This window comes from Methanobacteriaceae archaeon (genome assembly GCA_030656015.1).
Classification (GTDB): domain Archaea; phylum Methanobacteriota; class Methanobacteria; order Methanobacteriales; family Methanobacteriaceae; genus UBA349.
Genome location: JAUSNX010000004.1, coordinates 327,269 through 344,456, shown reverse-complemented (window position 1 = coordinate 344,456; position 17,188 = coordinate 327,269). Strand labels below are relative to the sequence as shown.

Here is a 17,188-nt window from a genome sequence, read left to right as displayed (position 1 = left end):
AACTTTATTTGTTAATTAGAAAATATTTTAAATAAAATTTATTTAAAAAATATGTTTATTTTCATTATTTTGGGATTATAACTGTTCCTATTTTTCCATTTAAAGCATTTAATAAGTTTTCAGGATAATTTCCATTAGCAATAACGGTTTTTATCCCAGATCGCTTTATCATTTGAATAGCAGTCATATCAAAAAATTCGTATGTACCGGCCTTTACATCCTTATCTGCCAAAAATTCCATCATCTTGGTGGCCGTAACATTTTTATGAAGCTGGGCATCCTGGTGTTTATTTGGATCTTTGTCATAAAGGCCATCTACAGATGTTAAATTTATTAAAAGATCTGCTTTCACAAATTCAGCTAGAATGGCACCTACGGCATCAGTGCTATGGGCTGGTTCAGTACCACCCATGACAACTATTCTGTCGCTGGTAGAATACTCTAGTGCTTGGTGGAAGTTCTCTGGAACTAAAGGATAAGCATCCTTACCAAGTGCCATAATTAATAACTTGGCATTCAATCTGGTAACATCTATGCCAATATCATCACAATGTGCTTCACCACCATCTAGGTCTCGTGCTACTTTTATGTAATCTCTGGCCGGTTGGCCACCACCTACAACCACAAACATTTCATGCTGGTCTTTTAAAGAACCCAAAATTTCTGCATAATCTTCAAATTTCTGGTGGTCATATTCTTTTATTATAATGGATCCGCCGATAGTTACTACAATTCTCATAATGATCGCCTGGCTATTTTAAAGGCCTTAACTTTATTATTATTGAAAAATATAATTTATTAGTTAATTGTTTAAAGTGGTTCATAAAATGAAATTTAAATAAAATTTTTTTAAATTAAAACCAGTTATGAATCTTTAATCTATTTAAAATTTTAATCTATTTAAATATTTAATTTATTATATCATTATAATTATATTAGAAGTATAACTTTATACCCTTAAATAACATAGTTTATAACTGTTTATTTAAAATATATAAAAAAATATTGATATCAAATTTGCATAATTTACTATTGATACGCATTATTTTCTTATAATGCATAACTTAATAAAAAATTAAATAAAAAATATTTTTCATAAATAAAAATTCACATTAGATTTATTTAATTTATTTAATCACAGATAATCTAACTAAATTAAGAATATTATTTAAAATAATTAAACAAATTTAAATAACTTTATCAATTGAAATTTAATTTAATATTTAATATATTTTTTATAGATCAGGAGTGATTATATTGACTGAAATATCATCAAAAGATCTTTATGAATTTAAAAGAACTTTAAAGGAGCTTGCCGATAAAAAAGGCAGAGGAACTGAACTTGTTTCAGTTTATATCCCACCAGACAAACAGGTCAGTGATGTTGCCAAGCACATGCGAGAAGAAATGAGTCAGAGTGCAAACATCAAGAGTAAATCAACCAAAAAAAATGTTCAATCTGCTATTGAAGTTATAATACAAAGATTGAGGCTGTTTCCAAAACCTCCTGAGCGTGGATTGGTGATGTTTGTAGGGATGATACCTAGAGGTGGCCCGGGCACAGAAAAAATGGAGACTTATGTTTTCGAGCCTCCAGAATCAATTCAAACCTATACCTATCACTGCAATTCCGAATTTTTCTTGGAACCTCTTCAAGATATGCTGGGGGACAAAGATGTCTATGGTCTGGCGGTTCTTGACAGAAAAGAAGCTACAATAGCTGTTTTAAGGGGTAAAAGGATTGATATCATCAAAATTTTAACCAGCGGAGTACCAGGAAAGCATAAAGCCGGGGGTCAATCTCAGAGAAGGTTTGACAGGGTTATTGAATTGGCAGCACACGAATTTTTGAAAAGAATAGGTGAACAAATCAATGATGCTTGGTTACCATTACCAGATTTAGATGGTGTTGTATTGGGTGGTCCGGGTCATACTAAGGAAGAATTCCTTAAAGGCGACTATATGAATCATGAAATAAAGAAAAAGGTAATAACCACTGTTGACACGTCATATACTGGTGAATTTGGTATTCGTGAGGTCATTGATAAATCAATGGATGTTTTAACTGAAATTGATGTAATGCGTGAAAAGAAGCTGGTTCAAAGGTTCTTGCATGAGCTGGTAAGTGATAATGGGCTGGCCTCTTATGGTGAGAAAGAAGTGAGACAGAATCTTCAAATGGGTGCTGTTGAAGTTCTTTTATTGTCTGAAGACCTTAATTCTAAAAGAATAAGCTATGAATGTTCTGTTTGTGGTCATACTTCAGAATATACCACTAAAAATTCAGAATCTGAAGTTGAAAAAACATGTAATAGCTGCAATGAAAAAATGAAATTTGTAGAAAGCAAAGATGTCATTGATGACTTTGTTGAAATGTCAGAGGAAGTTGGGTCTGAAATAGAGATAGTATCTACTGAAACAGAAGAAGGAATGCAGCTGCTACGTGCTTTTGGTGGAATAGGTGCTGTTTTAAGATACCGGCCTTAATGGCCTTTAATTTTCATTTTTTTGAGTATTCTGTATTTATTAAATGATTTATAATTTTCATTGGAGTTTTATCTTGAAATTCTTTACTATTTTTTTAAGTTTTTATAATCTCCATATTTCTTAGAAATTAGCCTCCAAATAAAAATTTCATAAAAATCAATATTCCAGGATATAGTATGGCCTCTATATCTGCAATAAATGACTTATTTGACAATTCTGCTGGATTCACATGGCCTACTTTCAGATAATGAGAGGTATATATATAAAAAAGTGTTAAAAATAAGGCAATTGGTGGTAAAACTTTTAAATACACTCCTATTATTAAAATACTTGAGGTTAATATATTAATTCCTTTTAAAAAGTTGATTGTATTTTTAATTCCTAAAACAGCAGGCATAGTTTTTAAGCCAGATTTTTTATCTGATTTTGTGTCTTTCAGGTCGAAAAATATAGTATTTACAATTACTTTAGAATAAATAAACAAAAATAAGAAAATAAAGCTCATATTAAAGGTTGATTTATGGTAAATAGCAATTAGAAATGTTCCCCAAGATCCCCAAATTAAAGCTATATAAAAATTTTTAAAGGCCGTAATTTTTTTAGTTATTCCCTTTAAAAATCCAGTATAAATGATTCCCATTATAAAAATGGTTATTACGAATACTATTATTGCAAAATTGAATACCCATATTAGTAAAATCCCCATTAGAGTAAGATAAAAAAGTGTTAATTGTTTACTTCTATTGGGGTCTAAAAAATTTGCTCTTTCAGGATTAGTTTTAGCATCATTTTCTAAATCTTCATGATAATCATGACTATAAACAATTAATGGAAGCAAAAAAGAAATTAAAAGTATTCGGAAGTCTAAAGAAATATTTAAAATAAAACAAACAGTTAAATTAAGTGAAGGCCCCCATAACGCAGGTAAATATCCGCCATAAATAAACAATTTTTTTATAAATTCACATAATCTAACAAAAATTAATAGTGCTTTTTTTGGAGACAGGGATATTAAATTCCTGTCTCTATAAACTAACGGAACTTTATGTCTCATGTATTAATATTTTATTAAAATCACCAAAAGAACTTTTTTTATTGATTTAAGATACTATTAAAAAGTAATAATGTTATATTTAAAGTAGATAATACGCCAAATTTTTTATTTTTTGTTAAAAATCAATTAAAAGAGATTTATTTGTATTCTGGGCCTATTTTCAAAATAATAATAATAAAAAACTTAAATTAAAATTAAAAAATTTTTAATTTAAAAAAGGATTATCCAAGGCGGCTGACTTGGATTAATGATTCAACAGGAACATCTGAAACTTGGGAAATTCCTTTTTTATCAATCAAGACGGTTACTGCAGTGGGGATAGCTCCTTGATCTTTAAGGACATTGATAACTTCTTTTATAGTGCGACCACTGGTAATAACATCATCGACGATTACTACTCTTTTACCACTCACTGAAGCAAAATTACTACTTATGGCACCTGCTGCATCTTCGCCTTTCCGGTGTTTAATTGGGTGAAAAACAGCAATTGATGTTTCTAGACCAGATTCCACATCCATGACATCAGCCATCATGGTGGCAAATGGTACTCCACTAACTGCAATTCCAACAACCACATCAGCTGTTCCATGCTTTAATGCCATATCGGCCATGGCCGCAGAAACATATCTTAAACGGGCAGAACTGCCACCTAAACTTTCCCAGTTAATTGCAAAGTCCACAGGGGCTTTTTCTTCTGATTCTCCCATTTTTTTACCAGTAGATTGTAGTGTTAGCCATCTTGCTGTGTCTTTAGAAACATTCAGTTCGTCGGCGATTTCTCCTGTAGTAAAACCTCTGCTTCTCAGCTCATTAGCTTTTTTTATAAGTTCCTGATTCATTTACAACCCTCACTGGTACTGGATATTATATATTATAATAAATTAATTATTCTCCATTTAATTTAACAGGCCTATGCTCTCTTGAAGATTTCATAGCGGCCAAAACGGTTCTAAGAGCATAGATTCCATCGTCTCCTGTGATTTCAGGATCTTCATCATTAACAATTGATGAAAGGAATGATTTTATTTCTTCTTTTAATGGTTCTTCGTGTTTTATTTGAACATCTTGAGCAAATTTTCCAAATACATCAATACTTTGATCAATGTAATCAATAGAAATTATTCCATCAGTTCCAGTAATTTCCAGTTCACGCCTTTTGTAAGGAGTTAACCAGTTTACTTCTAAAATACCAGTTATTCCGCTGTTAAATTTAGTCATGATTTCGGCATGATCTTCAAATTCACATCTTTCGAGTATACTACCCATAGTTGCATAAACTTCTGCTACTGGCTCACTAAACAAGTAGTACATTACATCAAGATCATGAATCGCCAAATCAATAGTTACGCCCACGTCTTTAATTCGGGGAGGGAATGGTCCTACTCTTTTAGCAGAGGCAGAAACTACATCTCCAATAACATCATTTTCAATGAGTTCTTTGGCTTTCTGAACAGCAGGATTAAATCTTTCTACATGTCCGGTTCCTAATTTAACGCCTTTTTTCTTGGCGGCCTTAACCATTTCTTTGGCTTCATCCAGTGTAAAAGCAATTGGTTTTTCAACTAAAACATGTTTTCCATGTTCTATAGCATTCATTACTACATTATAATGGTGTGTAGTAGGAACGCAAACACTCACAACTTCTATTTCTGGCATTTCTAGAATATTTTCATAATCCACAAATCCTTGTGCATCATATTTTTTTGAAACTTTAGCTAAAGTTCCTTGTGTTATATCAGAAATAGCCATTAAATTGGCTTCTTCAAGGCGATAGTAAACTCTCGCATGGTTATATCCCATTGCACCTACGCCTATTACTCCCACATTAACTTTATTCACACATAATCCTCCATATGATTTGCAGCAATTAAACCTAATTCTTTGGCTTCTTTAATTGATCCATTTAAATTGATTTTTGATAAAATTTCGCCTTCCCTATTTAGAAGAACTGCATAAAGGTCTAGTTTACCATTATTTTCGCGCGCTATGGCACCTAATGGCCATTGACAGCCAATACCTAATTTTTCAAGCACGGTTTTTTCTGCAAGTACTTCTTGGAAAGATATATAATGATTTAATTTTTCAATGATGCTTCTTTTTGGACTATCTTTTCTGGTTATTACTGCCAGCGCCCCTTGTCCTGCAGGGGGAGTTAAATATTCCAAAGAGAATCTATTTTTAATATTTTTTGTCAATCCCAGACGATTAAGGCCGGCTTCTGCCATCAAAGTAGCATCACATTCGCCTTCCATAACTTTTCTAATCCGAGTCTCTATATTTCCTCTTATAGGCTCTAACTTAAAATTCTTTTGGTGATAATTACAAAAAGCTTCTCTTCTCAGACTACTGGTTCCTAATTTTGAACCGGGAAGAAGTTCTTCCCAGCTTTTTTTGGAAACCAAGACTTCATTAGGTGATTCTCTGATGGGAACTGCTGCAATCACCAAATCCTGGTCTAAGTCGGTGGGAACATCTTTTAGGCTGTGAACAGCAAAATCGACTTTTTCGTCTAAAACCGCCCGATCAAGTTCTTTTGTAAAAAGCCCCTTAGAATCCATATTGTAAAGTTGAGAATTGGTTATTTGATCCCCCATAGTTTTAATAATATGGGTTTCTATTTTCTCATTGCTTATTTTTGAAATTTCTTTGATAATATATTTAGTTTGCACTGTGGCAAGCATGCTCCCTCGAGTTCCTACGATCAATGAATCATCTCCAAACTTATTACGGAGGATTTTTAATTTAATAATTATATAATTCTTATTTTATAAATTTATACTTTAAAAATGAATTTTAATCCAAAATAGTTTAATCTGCAAATATAATCTATCTTAAAATTTATTTACTAGATTTTTTTGTTTTCATTCTTAAATTTTTTTAATTCGATATTATAATATATAAAGTGATATCATGAATTAAGATTTTCATTATATAAAACCTTCATTTGAAAATTTTTGAAAATATCTATTGAATTATAATGTATTCCAATTATATTAAATATTATATTAAATTTTTTCCAGATATCAGATATAATGAATATAAAATACTTATTTATTTATACTAATTACCGTTGCTTAAGATTTGAGTAATTTGAGCGATAAATGAAAACAATATTTTTTCTTCCATTATCAATAGCAAATTGGACTGCTTCTTGAGGATCAAAAAAGTGATAAGGATTATAATTCATATTTTCTTTAATTCCTAACCCTAATTCGTTGGTAAGTATTAAAGAAATCTTTTTTTCGGGAATACTATTTGATGTATTATTATTTTTATTATAAAATATCTTTTCTAAAAGTTCAGCAGCTTTAATTTCATCTATTTCTTCGCAAGTTATTCCGTATTGTCCGCCTAGAATAATGGCTGGGTTTTTCAGTTCCATAGTCATGTTAATCGCATGTTCTATGGCAGTGATATTTATACCGGGATTAATTTCTTCTATAATGTTTATTTTATCAAATTTTTTTATAGAACTTCTTCCTTCCAATCCAGAAAAATTTTTCAGCCCTTCTTTAATGTTATTGGGGATCATCCCTAATGTTAAAGCACAACAAACAGCAGCCAGTACATTTTCAACCTGATATGGGGATGGAGCAAATGTTTCTACTGAAAAATCGCAATTTAAAACATCCCCATTAATTGTTTTCAAATTCCAGGTCTTTATTCCAATAATTGATTTTTTAAGTCCATATTCAATGTTGCTTAAGCATAAATTTGATTGGTCTGTTTTATTAAAACTGAAAGTGTTTAATCTATTTTTTAAATTACCATATTTCAAATGACCATAATATTCCATAAATGTGTCATATTCACAGCATATCATCTTGCTCTGGAATATTTGTTCTTTAGCTAAACTGGCCTTACTTTTTTTACCGGCAATTGGGTAGTCTTCAATTATGTTGGTTAATAACCCCACATCAGCCATTCCAGTAGCTCCTAATGAAGTTTCAAATATAGAAATTCCATAATCATTATTTCCTGCCAATTTAATGGTTTCAATTATACTGGCAGGGGTTATGCTAATATTTTTTTTTAGAACAATTGATTCTGATATTATTTCACTATTTTCAGATGGTTCACCATTTTCAAAGATTTCTGCCCCTAAACTACTCAGTATAAGTGGCCGGTATGGTGCAAAAATTTGTTTTAACATTCCTACTGTACTGGTTTTTCCTTTTACACCAGTAACTTCAATTATAGGAATTTCTTTGGAATTCCCATTTAAATTTAATGGATACTTTTCCTTTAAATTTTCTTCAAAATTGCTATTTTCAATTTTTAGTTTTTTCCAATTATCTAAAATTAATTTAATAGCTTGATGATGGGAAAAATCTGGTTTAATATTTAGCGGACAATGTACTGGTGAAATGATTTTAATATCATCATCTGTTTGGAAATCCGGGTTATTTAAACTTAAAAATGATTTCAAATCGTCTTTACTTTCCAAATATTCGTTTTTTCTGAACCCAGAATTTATTAATCTGATTCCATTTTCCTGAAGAGTCTTTTTTTGCTTCGCGCTGGTGGTTTGGTAAATATCCCATACCCATACATCCTTAAAAATATCTAATTTTGCTATTTCTAAGGCGATAATCAATCCGCCATGAGTAAGGTCTATTATAAGAACATTCATTAAATTCACCAGGTAAATAAAATATTTGACAAATGATTTATTTAAAAATTAATTTGGATTAAAATGTTGATTAAAATTTGATTATTAATAATCGGTTCATATTTCAGCAATAAGTCTGTTATTTAGATTTAAAGCTAATTTGATTTTATTTGGGGGAGTAATATAAACTTTAAAAAGTTTAATTAAAAGTTTAGAATTTTCATGAATTAATTCCGCCTTCAGTAAGTTTTTCCCTGACTTTTTTGTAAAAGTCTTTATTAAGCCTCACAAAATAAGCTTTGGTGTCTGATTTTTTGAATAACAGTTCTTCCGGATAATTGAATTCTTCTTCAAATTGCCCATCTATTACAGCAATTGCTTTTTTTCCTTCTCTTAACAACTTTACTTTTATCTCACTTTCGTTGGAAACTACAATTGGTCGCGCACCAAGCTTAAATGGGCATATGGGAACAATAAGGAACGCTTCAACTCGAGGATCTACTATGGGCCCTCCTGCTGACATAGAATAAGCTGTAGATCCGCTGGGAGTGGCGACTATAAGGCCATCAGCTCTTAATTCTTCTACAACTTCTTCGTCAACAGATATTTCTATATGTAGCATCTTAGCAGGTTTTTTGGTCATCATAACTACTTCATTAAGGGCCGAAGGTAATTCATTTCCATGATAAACTCTTAGAAGTGTTCTCTCTTCAATAAAATAATTTCCAGATAATACTTCTTCCAAGGCAGTGAATGTGTTTTCAGGATCTATTTCTGTTAAAAATCCAACAGTACCTAAATTTATTCCCAAGATGGGTATTTTTTTACCATTAACCAAATTTTGGGTCCTTAATATGGTTCCATCGCCCCCAATGGCTATTATCATGTCTGCTTGCATATCTTGAATTTCCACACCCATTTCTTTAAATTCGTTGATTTCTTTTATGAGCGAAGAATCTATGGAAACTTTGATATCTTTGTTCAAAAGAAATTTAACTATTTCTTTAACTAATTCGACTGATTTTGGGATGTCTAAACGGGCCACAATTCCAATATGCATCTAGATGACCTCCATTATTTTCATGATTTCTTGATGAAGATTACTATTTCCTGCAGCAATAATGGATGTTCTTGCATTTAAACTTAAAAGACCATCTACGGATTTTCCTTCCTGGTCAGTTACAATTCCTCCTGCTTCTTCTACTATTAATTTAGCTGCCGCAATATCTACTACTCTCAGGTTTCCTCTAAGATCCATAAATGCGTCATAGGCCCCATTACCAACATATGAAAGTTCTAAGGCAACAGAACCTAATATCCTCATTCTTCGGATGATTTTACAGATGTTATTCACCTGGCTAAATTTTGTGCCATAAATAAAAGCACCCATGGATGATTTATTTAAACTATCTTGGGTGGATGGAAAGACTCTTTCTCCATTCACCATAGATTCTCTTCCTTTAATGGCCTCGTAAAAGTCACCGGTGGCGAAATTTTTAACAAATCCCATTTTCACATCTCTTAGGGACGGTAAATTTGCGCCAGGTATGTATTCTGCCACAGCTACGGATATTCCAAATGCAGGAATATTTTTAACAGAGTTACTGGTTCCATCTAGAGGATCCACTACAAAAATGATTTGAGGGTGTGGGCTTGTTTTGAAAAAGTCACCGTCTGGCTCTACATTTTCATCATGTGCATTTCTAAGTGATTCCGTATCTAAATAATCATTTGGGCTGGAATTAATTTTTATAGTCCCAATTTCCTCACTTATTAAAATTACTGGCCTTTTTGATCTTATAAGGACTTCAATTACTTCATCTTCAGCAACTAAATCAATTAATTTAGACGGCGTACCGTCTGCACCCATTTTTATTATTTCTCCTGCTTCATTTTTGCCAACTAGTGGAGAAACAGCTTTTTCAACTTGTTCGGTCATTTTAACAGCTATACTTCTCCAAAATTGCAAATCAGATTCTTCCATTTAACCATCCCATTTTTATTAATATCTGGTATTGTAATTACAAAAAATCTGCTATTATTTTCTTACAGCAGTTTCATTTGACTAATTTTAATTCATTAGTTATTCATATTAAGTTACAATTTAATAAAATTAAGGGAAATGTGATTTTATTAAATTCTTTTTTTTAAAAGAGTTTGAAAAGTCAAAAAAATTGGAATTAAAAAAATAATATAAATAATATTAATAAATAAAATCTAGAATTATGATTTCCTGTTATTTGTTAAATAAGAGAATTAAATTATTTTTTAATTTAATTCAATGATATATGCTTCAATGGACTTTAATCACCTAAATAAACTAAAGATGCTACCACTGCACCTAAATCAACTACTTTATGATTAATTTCCTCAACATGCAATTCTTTTATTTCCATATTCCTAACTTGCATCATGTATTTTACCATGGAAATAGTTTCTTTTCTAATTGCTTCTGGATCACAGTTGATTCCACTGTGTTCCACCACACAACCAAAATCAGAGGATGTGGCCACGGCAATAGCTGCTGAAATAAGATCCCCTGGATTAGAAGAACTTGTATAGGAAAGCACACAGTTAACCATATCTCCGGGAGTCAATTTTTTAAGTTCTATAATCTCAGTATTTGCCGGTATTATACTAGAAACTTTAATTAGGTTCACATCTCCAATTCCTGCATGTAAGAGAGCATTGTCAAATGCATTTAGTTTAGTGGGACCTTCTGCTTTTCCAGATGTTATTGCGACTTTCATTAATGATCACTTATCTATTAATTTTTTCAACTAATTTTTTCTAATTATTATCTAATTTTATAAAATTGTAATGCATCTCAGTGATTATTTGATTCAATTATGATTACTGATTAATCACATATTTTTAGTATAATTTTATAATCATTTATACATTAAATAACCTAATAAGATTAATAATAACTTTGATATAATCTAATTATCTATAATTTTAATTAGAAATACAATTATCTTAAAAGGTCTTTAAATAAAGTTAATATAAATAGATAGTTAGATATATTGTTAACATCTTATGGTCATTTCAAATTATTCATGATATATTGATATATTTTTATAAATTGGATTTGGCTTAAATTAGATTAGATATTAATCAATTTTTCAGCTGTTTGTGATAATTATGGCTATTTCATCTAACGATAATTACTATAATGTCTAAATAGCGTCCTATATCAGTTTCAATGCTGGTGTTCTAATTGGAGACTTTTATTAAAGTCTCCAAGTATCATTCAGTATGTTGACATTGATATTTTCTTACATTATATAGGAGGTAAAATAATGTCAAAGAAAGTTGTAGAAGTTAAAACTTTAAAAGTCGGTAAATATGTAATTTTAGGCGGTGAAGCATCTAAAATCACCAGTATTTCAACATCATCCCCAGGTAAGCACGGTTCTGCAAAAGCTCGTGTGGAAGCAGTTGGTATTTTTGATACTCAAAAAAGAAGTATTGTAAAACCAGTGGATACTAAAATTGATATCCCAATTATTGACAAAAGAACTGGTCAGGTACTGGCTCTTATGGGTAGCGATGTTCAATTAATGGATTTGGAAACATATGAAACCTTTGAAATTCCTATTCCAGATGATCTACGAGACCAACTCCTTGAAGGTGTGGAAGTTGAGTATATCTTGGCCATGGGTAATAAAAAACTCATGAGAACTAAAGGATAATTATAATTGGATATCTTAATATTCAGATAATGAATATCTTTAGATTAATTAATTCTGATGATTATAATCTACTATTAATTAAATTAATTGTTATTAATCATCTAATATCTAATCAATTATATTATTTAAATTTAATAATAATCCTTTTAATAATATTTTTAGATTTGTTTGATTAATTGAATATTAATTGATTAAGATATTGAATTGGTTAAACCAATTGCTTAATTAATAAAAAAGATATCTATTATGATTATAAATAAACTTTTAAATAATATTAACTTATAAAATGGGAAATGAGATCATAATGTTACTTTATACTCATAACCCTTCAAAATTTGCTTTTTCTAGGGATAAATCGGACTTTGAAAATTATCTATCCAATTTAGATATTGATTATGCAAATTCTGAAAATAAGGAAAATCAGAGGCTTTTAGGATTAATTGGTGTGCCTTTTGATGGCACTACTACTTACCGGCCAGGGGCTCGTTTTGGCCCATCGGCTGTCCGTGAGGCATCTTATAACTTTGAAAATTATAATTTGTCATTTAATGAAAGTTTAGATGCTATTTTTTTTGATTTAGGCGATCTGGAAGTTATCCATGGCAATGCCAAAAAAACATGTGAAAAACTTCAAGAAACCGTATTGGAACTTTATGGTGCTGGAATTACTCCCATAATTATTGGGGGTGAGCACAGCGTAAGTTGGGGAGTTATATCTGCCTTAAAAGAACATCATGGCTTAGAGGATATTACTGTAGTTCATTTTGATGCGCACATGGATATTATTAATGAATACCTGGGAGAGAAACTTTCTCATGCTACGGTTATGCGCCGAGTTTTTGATCTTGAACCTAAAAAAATCATTCAAATTGGTGTTCGTTCAGCATCTTTAGAAGAAAAAAATTTCGTGGATAAAAATTCACAAAAAATTGATTATTACACTTCGTATGATGTTAAAAATGATGAAAAATTGATAGAATCAATTCTGAATAGAATTGAAGGCCCAATTTATATTTCAATAGATATGGATGTTTTAGATCCTTCTCAAGCACCCAGTGTGGGTAATCCGACTCCCTGTGGATTGAGTTCTTTCCAAATTGAAAAATTTATTAAAATATTGGCCCAAAAAGATGTAATCGGTTTAGATTTGGTGGAAGTTGCCTCTAAGGAGATTGGGGATATTACTTCTATTAATGGAGCTAAAATTATTTATGATTTCCTTTGTTTACAGTGATGAAGGATTATATCTAAATTCTTTTTGATATTTTTTTCATATTTTTAATTTTAAATTAATTTCTATTAAATTTCTATTAAATAAAAAAATAATGAAAAATAATAATGAAATAAATTAAATACTATTCTTTAGAATACATATACAATTATGTGAACAATATTTTCTTAATGCTTTGAATTAATTCAAAAACGAGGATTAATATTAATTTATCATATTAATATCACTATTTATTAGATTTTAGAGGTTATAGAATGAATATGCGCGAAGTAGAACTTTCTGGTCACATTATAGATAGTCTCATCCTTCCTAAAACAATGGATATCATAATGGATATGGGTGGGGACTTTAAAATTCTGGAATTTGAAGTTGGTAAAAAGAAAACGGATACTAGCCATGCCAGAATTCTGGTTTCTTCTGAGACTCCAGAGCACTTAAATGAAATATTGGATGAATTAAGTGAAATTGGAGCATCTATAGCTGAAATTAAAGAGGTTAAATTGGTAGCATCTGAGAAAGACAGAGTTTTACCTTCAGATTTTTATTCTACTACTAATCATCCCACTTTTGTTTATTATAAAGATGAATGGATTGAAGTGGAAGAAATTGAAATGGATTGTATGATTGTTATAGAACCTCGGGATAAAAAAGCCTTCTGCAAACCTATAGGTCGTGTTGAAAAGGATGATTTAATAGTTGTGGGGCGTGAAGGTATTAAAGTCACTCCTCCAGAAAGGCCAAGGGGTAAACAAGGAGTATTTGAATTTATGAATAGTGATGTTTCCTCTGAAAAGCCATTAATGTCTTTAATTAAGAAAATTGCATCGGAAATTAAAGAGATTAAACAACGAGGAGGAAAAATTGCTATTGTAGGTGGCCCGGCTATTGTACACACTGGTTCGGCTCCAATAATTGCCCAAATGATTAAAGAAGGATATATTGACGTTATATTTGCTGGAAATGCAATGGCAACTCATGATATTGAAAATGCATTATATGGAACTTCGCTTGGGATCTGTGTTCGCAGTGGAGAAGCAGTTACTCGGGGGCATCGTCATCACATCAATGCCATAAATGAAATCAATAAAGAAGGCTCTATAAAAGATGCAGTAGACAATGGAGTACTAAAAAAGGGTATAATGTATGAATGTGTTAAGAATAATGTTCCTTTTGTTCTTGCAGGATCTATACGTGATGATGGGCCTTTACCGGATGTTATAACTGATGTAATTGAAGCACAAGATGCAATGCGGATTTATGCACAGGATGTGGATATGGTGATTATGATTGCCACCATGCTACACTCTATAGCAACGGGTAACATTCTCCCGTCTAAAGTTAAAAGTATATGCGTGGATATAAATCCTGCTACTGTCACTAAACTGGCTGATAGAGGAAGTGCTCAAGTGGTAAGTATTGTAACTGATGTTGGCGCATTTTTACCAATATTGCTCGATGAGCTAAAAAAATAATATAAATTAGGATAATTTTGGGAAAGGATTCAAATTAATTAATTAATTAATTTTTTCCCATTTTTTTGATCTACTAAACTAAATAACAAATTAATGATTATTAATCCAGAGTTTTCTGTTGTATTGTGGTGAAGAAATAATAAAATGAAATCAACACTAAAAACAAGATTACTATATTCAAATAAAATAAATAGCCACCAGCACTTATTATTCCCACTTCATTACTGGAATAAGTTATTACAAAAATAGCCACTCCTAAAAGAAATGAAATAGCACCCTTACGTATTTGAGCATACTTTAAAAAGAATCGGGCCTGCATTTCCTCTTTATTGTAGGTTATAAAAATGACCATAGCTCCTAAAATACACACCATCACTGTAATAAATACAATTAAATTAATTATTTCTAAAATAGACAAATATTCACCTCCTAATAGGTTTATTATGTCTTTAAAAATATTTATAATTTATGAATTAATATTTATGATGAATCATAATCACGACTATTTAAAAAAATAAAATAAATATATTCTCACTATTCTTAATTTAATGACTTCAGTTAATTAACCATTAAAAAGTAGGAAAATCATTTATTTACTGCTTTTGGAGCGATAAAATGAATGGACAAAACAGAAAAGATATTAAACGAGGATCTGAAGTTTACATAGTACTTAAAAAAGATCAACGCACTGGAAAAAGAACCAAGGGTGTAGTTAAAGATTTGCTCACAAAATCTGCTTCCCATCCACATGGAATAAAGGTTAGGCTTGAAGATGGGAGTGTGGGTCGGGTGCAGGAAATCCTAAAATAATTAAATAGATTTATTATTATCTAATACTCATTAGCTTAAATTATTATTCTAAATTCAGATTATGGGCAAATAATAGAATCAAAGATGATATTAATACATTATAATGGGGTTTTTTCATGATAATGGGAAATATTTTAAATGTTTTTACAGATGAAGTGTATCCTGCTGAAATTACTATTAAATCAGGTATTATAACTTGTGTAAAAAAAATTGAAGGAGATTTTGATGGAATACTAATTCCAGGATTAATAGATGCCCACATTCACATTGAAAGTTCTATGCTTACTCCTTCTTTTTTTGCTAAAGCCGTGGTTCCTAATGGTACAACTGCTGTAGTGGCCGATCCCCATGAGATAGCTAATGTATGGGGCCTTGAGGGGATTAATTTCATGCTTAATGATTCGAAAAAGGTTCCCCTTCGATTATTTTTCTCAGCACCCTCTTGTGTACCTGCAACAGAATTTGAGACTTCTGGAGCGGATGTTGGCCCTGATGAAATTGATATTTTAATGGAAAAGGAAGAAATTGTGGCTCTGGGTGAGATGATGAATTTTCCAGGAGTTATAAATGGCGATCCTCAAGTCATGGCCAAAATTGCTAGTGCTAAACGCCATAAAAAACCTGTTGATGGCCACGCACCACTTTTATCTGCTGGAGAACTTTGTAGCTATATATATGCTGGGATTTCTACTGATCATGAATGCAGTTCGCTGGAAGAGGCCCTGGAGAAAAAAGAACTGGGAATGAAAATAATGATTAGAGAAGGTTCTTCTGCAAAAAATTTGGAAGATTTAATATCTGTGGGGGGAGATTTCCTAGTTTCTGATGATAAACACCCTCAAGATCTTTTAGAAGGACATCTGGATTATATAGTTAAAAAAGCAATTAAATTAGGTATGGATCCAGTGAAAGCTATTAAAATGGTCACTATTAATCCTGCTGAACATTATTCTCTTAATATGGGAGCTATTAGTCCTGGAAGGGCTGCTGATTTTATTTTGATAGATAATTTGACAGATTTTAATGTAAAAAAGGTTTTTATTGGTGGGGAATTAGTTGCTGAAAATAAATCTGCTCTTTTTGATGCAACTCCTCAATGCCATAGCAACAGTATTGTCCTTGAAAAACTTGAACCATCAGATTTTAGAATCCGGGCTTCTGGAAATGAGGTAATTGTTCGTGTGATTAATGTTTCTGATGGCCAAATTATAAGTTCTGAGTCTGAAGCAATGGTACAAATTATTAATCAAGATTTAGTTTCAGATACCTCTTTGGATGTAATCAAGATTTCAGTTATAGAAAGACATGGAAAATCAATAGCTTTGAAAAATAAAGAAGTATTTGATGATAAAGAAGTATTAAATAATAAAAAAAATAGGTTGAAAAATCTCCCAAATATATGCACGGCTTTTGTAAAAGGATTTGGTATTAAAGAGGGAGCATTTGCTTCCAGTGTGGCCCATGATTCACACAATGTGATTGTTATAGGTACTAATAATCAATATATGTCCCAGGCAGTGAATACTTTAATAGAGAATAAAGGTGGGCTGGTAGCAATATCGAAAAATGGTGAAAAATCTTTAAAACTACCTATAGCTGGTTTAATGGTGGATGATGATGCAGAAATAGTATCTTCTAAATTACGAGAACTTCATAACCTGGCCATGGAAATGGGATGCTCTCTTGAATCTCCTTTTATGACTATGTCATTTTTGGCCCTTCTGGTAATTCCTCAATTAAAAATAAGTGATAAAGGCCTTTTTGATGTTTCTAAATTTGAATTTGTGGATGTAATTAAGAAAATAATTAATTAATCAAATCTTTTTA

The 17,188-nt window shown here is 31.1% G+C and carries 16 protein-coding genes; 6 read left to right on the top strand and 10 right to left on the bottom strand.

Features of this window, described 5'->3' with window-relative positions; all coding sequences use genetic code 11:
- Nucleotides 1-64: 64 nt before the first annotated feature.
- Nucleotides 65-739, bottom strand: a complete 675-nt coding sequence (gene pyrH, locus Q7I96_04840) for a UMP kinase (GenBank protein ID MDO9626938.1) — start codon at nt 737-739, stop codon at nt 65-67.
- Between the two features lie 518 nt (nt 740-1,257).
- On the opposite strand from pyrH, the gene prf1 reads away from it, so the two are divergent.
- On the top strand, nt 1,258-2,487 hold the full coding sequence (gene prf1, locus Q7I96_04835) for a peptide chain release factor aRF-1 (GenBank protein ID MDO9626937.1): 1,230 nt from the start codon (nt 1,258-1,260) through the stop codon (nt 2,485-2,487).
- 127 nt (nt 2,488-2,614) lie between these two features.
- Here the strand turns inward: prf1 and Q7I96_04830 are convergent, their stop codons facing one another.
- The 8 genes from Q7I96_04830 to Q7I96_04795 form a co-directional block, all read right to left on the bottom strand.
- Complete coding sequence (locus tag Q7I96_04830; protein MDO9626936.1) at nt 2,615-3,436, bottom strand: UbiA family prenyltransferase; 822 nt, start codon at nt 3,434-3,436, stop codon at nt 2,615-2,617.
- A gap of 326 nt (nt 3,437-3,762) precedes the next feature.
- The gene (locus Q7I96_04825) at nt 3,763-4,380 is read right to left on the bottom strand and encodes an orotate phosphoribosyltransferase-like protein (GenBank protein MDO9626935.1); all 618 of its coding nucleotides are present in this window, start codon (nt 4,378-4,380) and stop codon (nt 3,763-3,765) included.
- Between the two features lie 46 nt (nt 4,381-4,426).
- Nucleotides 4,427-5,380: a Gfo/Idh/MocA family oxidoreductase gene (locus Q7I96_04820; protein ID MDO9626934.1), complete on the bottom strand. Its 954-nt coding sequence runs from the start codon at nt 5,378-5,380 to the stop codon at nt 4,427-4,429.
- Nucleotides 5,377-6,246 (bottom strand): hydroxymethylbilane synthase, encoded by an 870-nt coding sequence (gene hemC / locus Q7I96_04815; GenBank protein MDO9626933.1) that lies wholly within the window; start codon nt 6,244-6,246, stop codon nt 5,377-5,379. The genes Q7I96_04820 and hemC overlap by 4 nt, the downstream gene beginning before the upstream one ends.
- A gap of 359 nt (nt 6,247-6,605) precedes the next feature.
- Nucleotides 6,606-8,174 (bottom strand): coenzyme F430 synthase, encoded by a 1,569-nt coding sequence (cfbE, locus tag Q7I96_04810; protein MDO9626932.1) that lies wholly within the window; start codon nt 8,172-8,174, stop codon nt 6,606-6,608.
- A 199-nt stretch (nt 8,175-8,373) separates the two neighbouring features.
- Entirely contained in the window at nt 8,374-9,213 is an 840-nt protein-coding gene (locus Q7I96_04805) for an NAD(+) kinase (protein ID MDO9626931.1), read from the bottom strand.
- Entirely contained in the window at nt 9,214-10,137 is a 924-nt protein-coding gene (locus Q7I96_04800) for an inositol monophosphatase family protein (protein MDO9626930.1), read from the bottom strand.
- Between the two features lie 319 nt (nt 10,138-10,456).
- Entirely contained in the window at nt 10,457-10,903 is a 447-nt protein-coding gene (locus Q7I96_04795; GenBank protein MDO9626929.1) for an arginine decarboxylase, pyruvoyl-dependent, read from the bottom strand.
- 552 nt (nt 10,904-11,455) lie between these two features.
- Between Q7I96_04795 and Q7I96_04790 the strand changes: the two genes are divergently transcribed.
- The 3 genes from Q7I96_04790 (at nt 11,456) to Q7I96_04780 (ending at nt 14,551) form a co-directional block, all read left to right on the top strand.
- The gene (locus Q7I96_04790) at nt 11,456-11,848 is read left to right on the top strand and encodes a translation initiation factor IF-5A (protein ID MDO9626928.1); all 393 of its coding nucleotides are present in this window, start codon (nt 11,456-11,458) and stop codon (nt 11,846-11,848) included.
- 304 nt (nt 11,849-12,152) lie between these two features.
- Nucleotides 12,153-13,082 carry an agmatinase gene (speB, locus tag Q7I96_04785; GenBank protein ID MDO9626927.1) on the top strand — a complete coding sequence of 310 codons (930 nt, stop codon included), beginning with the start codon at nt 12,153-12,155 and terminating at the stop codon, nt 13,080-13,082.
- 251 nt (nt 13,083-13,333) lie between these two features.
- On the top strand, nt 13,334-14,551 hold the full coding sequence (locus Q7I96_04780) for a TIGR00300 family protein (protein ID MDO9626926.1): 1,218 nt from the start codon (nt 13,334-13,336) through the stop codon (nt 14,549-14,551).
- Between the two features lie 100 nt (nt 14,552-14,651).
- Here the strand turns inward: Q7I96_04780 and Q7I96_04775 are convergent, their stop codons facing one another.
- Nucleotides 14,652-14,969 carry a hypothetical protein gene (locus Q7I96_04775; protein ID MDO9626925.1) on the bottom strand — a complete coding sequence of 106 codons (318 nt, stop codon included), beginning with the start codon at nt 14,967-14,969 and terminating at the stop codon, nt 14,652-14,654.
- Between the two features lie 197 nt (nt 14,970-15,166).
- Between Q7I96_04775 and Q7I96_04770 the strand changes: the two genes are divergently transcribed.
- Both Q7I96_04770 and Q7I96_04765 read left to right on the top strand, forming a co-directional pair.
- Nucleotides 15,167-15,361, top strand: coding sequence for a YwbE family protein (locus tag Q7I96_04770; GenBank protein MDO9626924.1), 195 nt, complete (start codon nt 15,167-15,169; stop codon nt 15,359-15,361).
- A gap of 116 nt (nt 15,362-15,477) precedes the next feature.
- Nucleotides 15,478-17,175, top strand: a complete 1,698-nt coding sequence (locus Q7I96_04765; protein ID MDO9626923.1) for an adenine deaminase — start codon at nt 15,478-15,480, stop codon at nt 17,173-17,175.
- Nucleotides 17,176-17,188: the final 13 nt, after the last annotated feature.

Bases quoted from the DNA above. Each gene is read 5' to 3' on its own strand.
- Q7I96_04825 (MDO9626935.1), bottom strand. From the start codon at position 4,380: ATGAATCAGGAACTTATAAAAAAAGCTAATGAGCTGAGAAGCAGAGGT.
- pyrH (MDO9626938.1), bottom strand. From the start codon at position 739: ATGAGAATTGTAGTAACTATCGGCGGATCCATTATAATAAAAGAATAT.
- Q7I96_04790 (MDO9626928.1), top strand. From the start codon at position 11,456: ATGTCAAAGAAAGTTGTAGAAGTTAAAACTTTAAAAGTCGGTAAATAT.
- Q7I96_04765 (MDO9626923.1), top strand. From the start codon at position 15,478: ATGATAATGGGAAATATTTTAAATGTTTTTACAGATGAAGTGTATCCT.
- Q7I96_04795 (MDO9626929.1), bottom strand. From the start codon at position 10,903: ATGAAAGTCGCAATAACATCTGGAAAAGCAGAAGGTCCCACTAAACTA.
- Q7I96_04770 (MDO9626924.1), top strand. From the start codon at position 15,167: ATGAATGGACAAAACAGAAAAGATATTAAACGAGGATCTGAAGTTTAC.
- Q7I96_04800 (MDO9626930.1), bottom strand. From the start codon at position 10,137: ATGGAAGAATCTGATTTGCAATTTTGGAGAAGTATAGCTGTTAAAATG.
- cfbE (MDO9626932.1), bottom strand. From the start codon at position 8,174: ATGAATGTTCTTATAATAGACCTTACTCATGGCGGATTGATTATCGCC.
- Q7I96_04805 (MDO9626931.1), bottom strand. From the start codon at position 9,213: ATGCATATTGGAATTGTGGCCCGTTTAGACATCCCAAAATCAGTCGAA.
- Q7I96_04780 (MDO9626926.1), top strand. From the start codon at position 13,334: ATGAATATGCGCGAAGTAGAACTTTCTGGTCACATTATAGATAGTCTC.
- speB (MDO9626927.1), top strand. From the start codon at position 12,153: ATGTTACTTTATACTCATAACCCTTCAAAATTTGCTTTTTCTAGGGAT.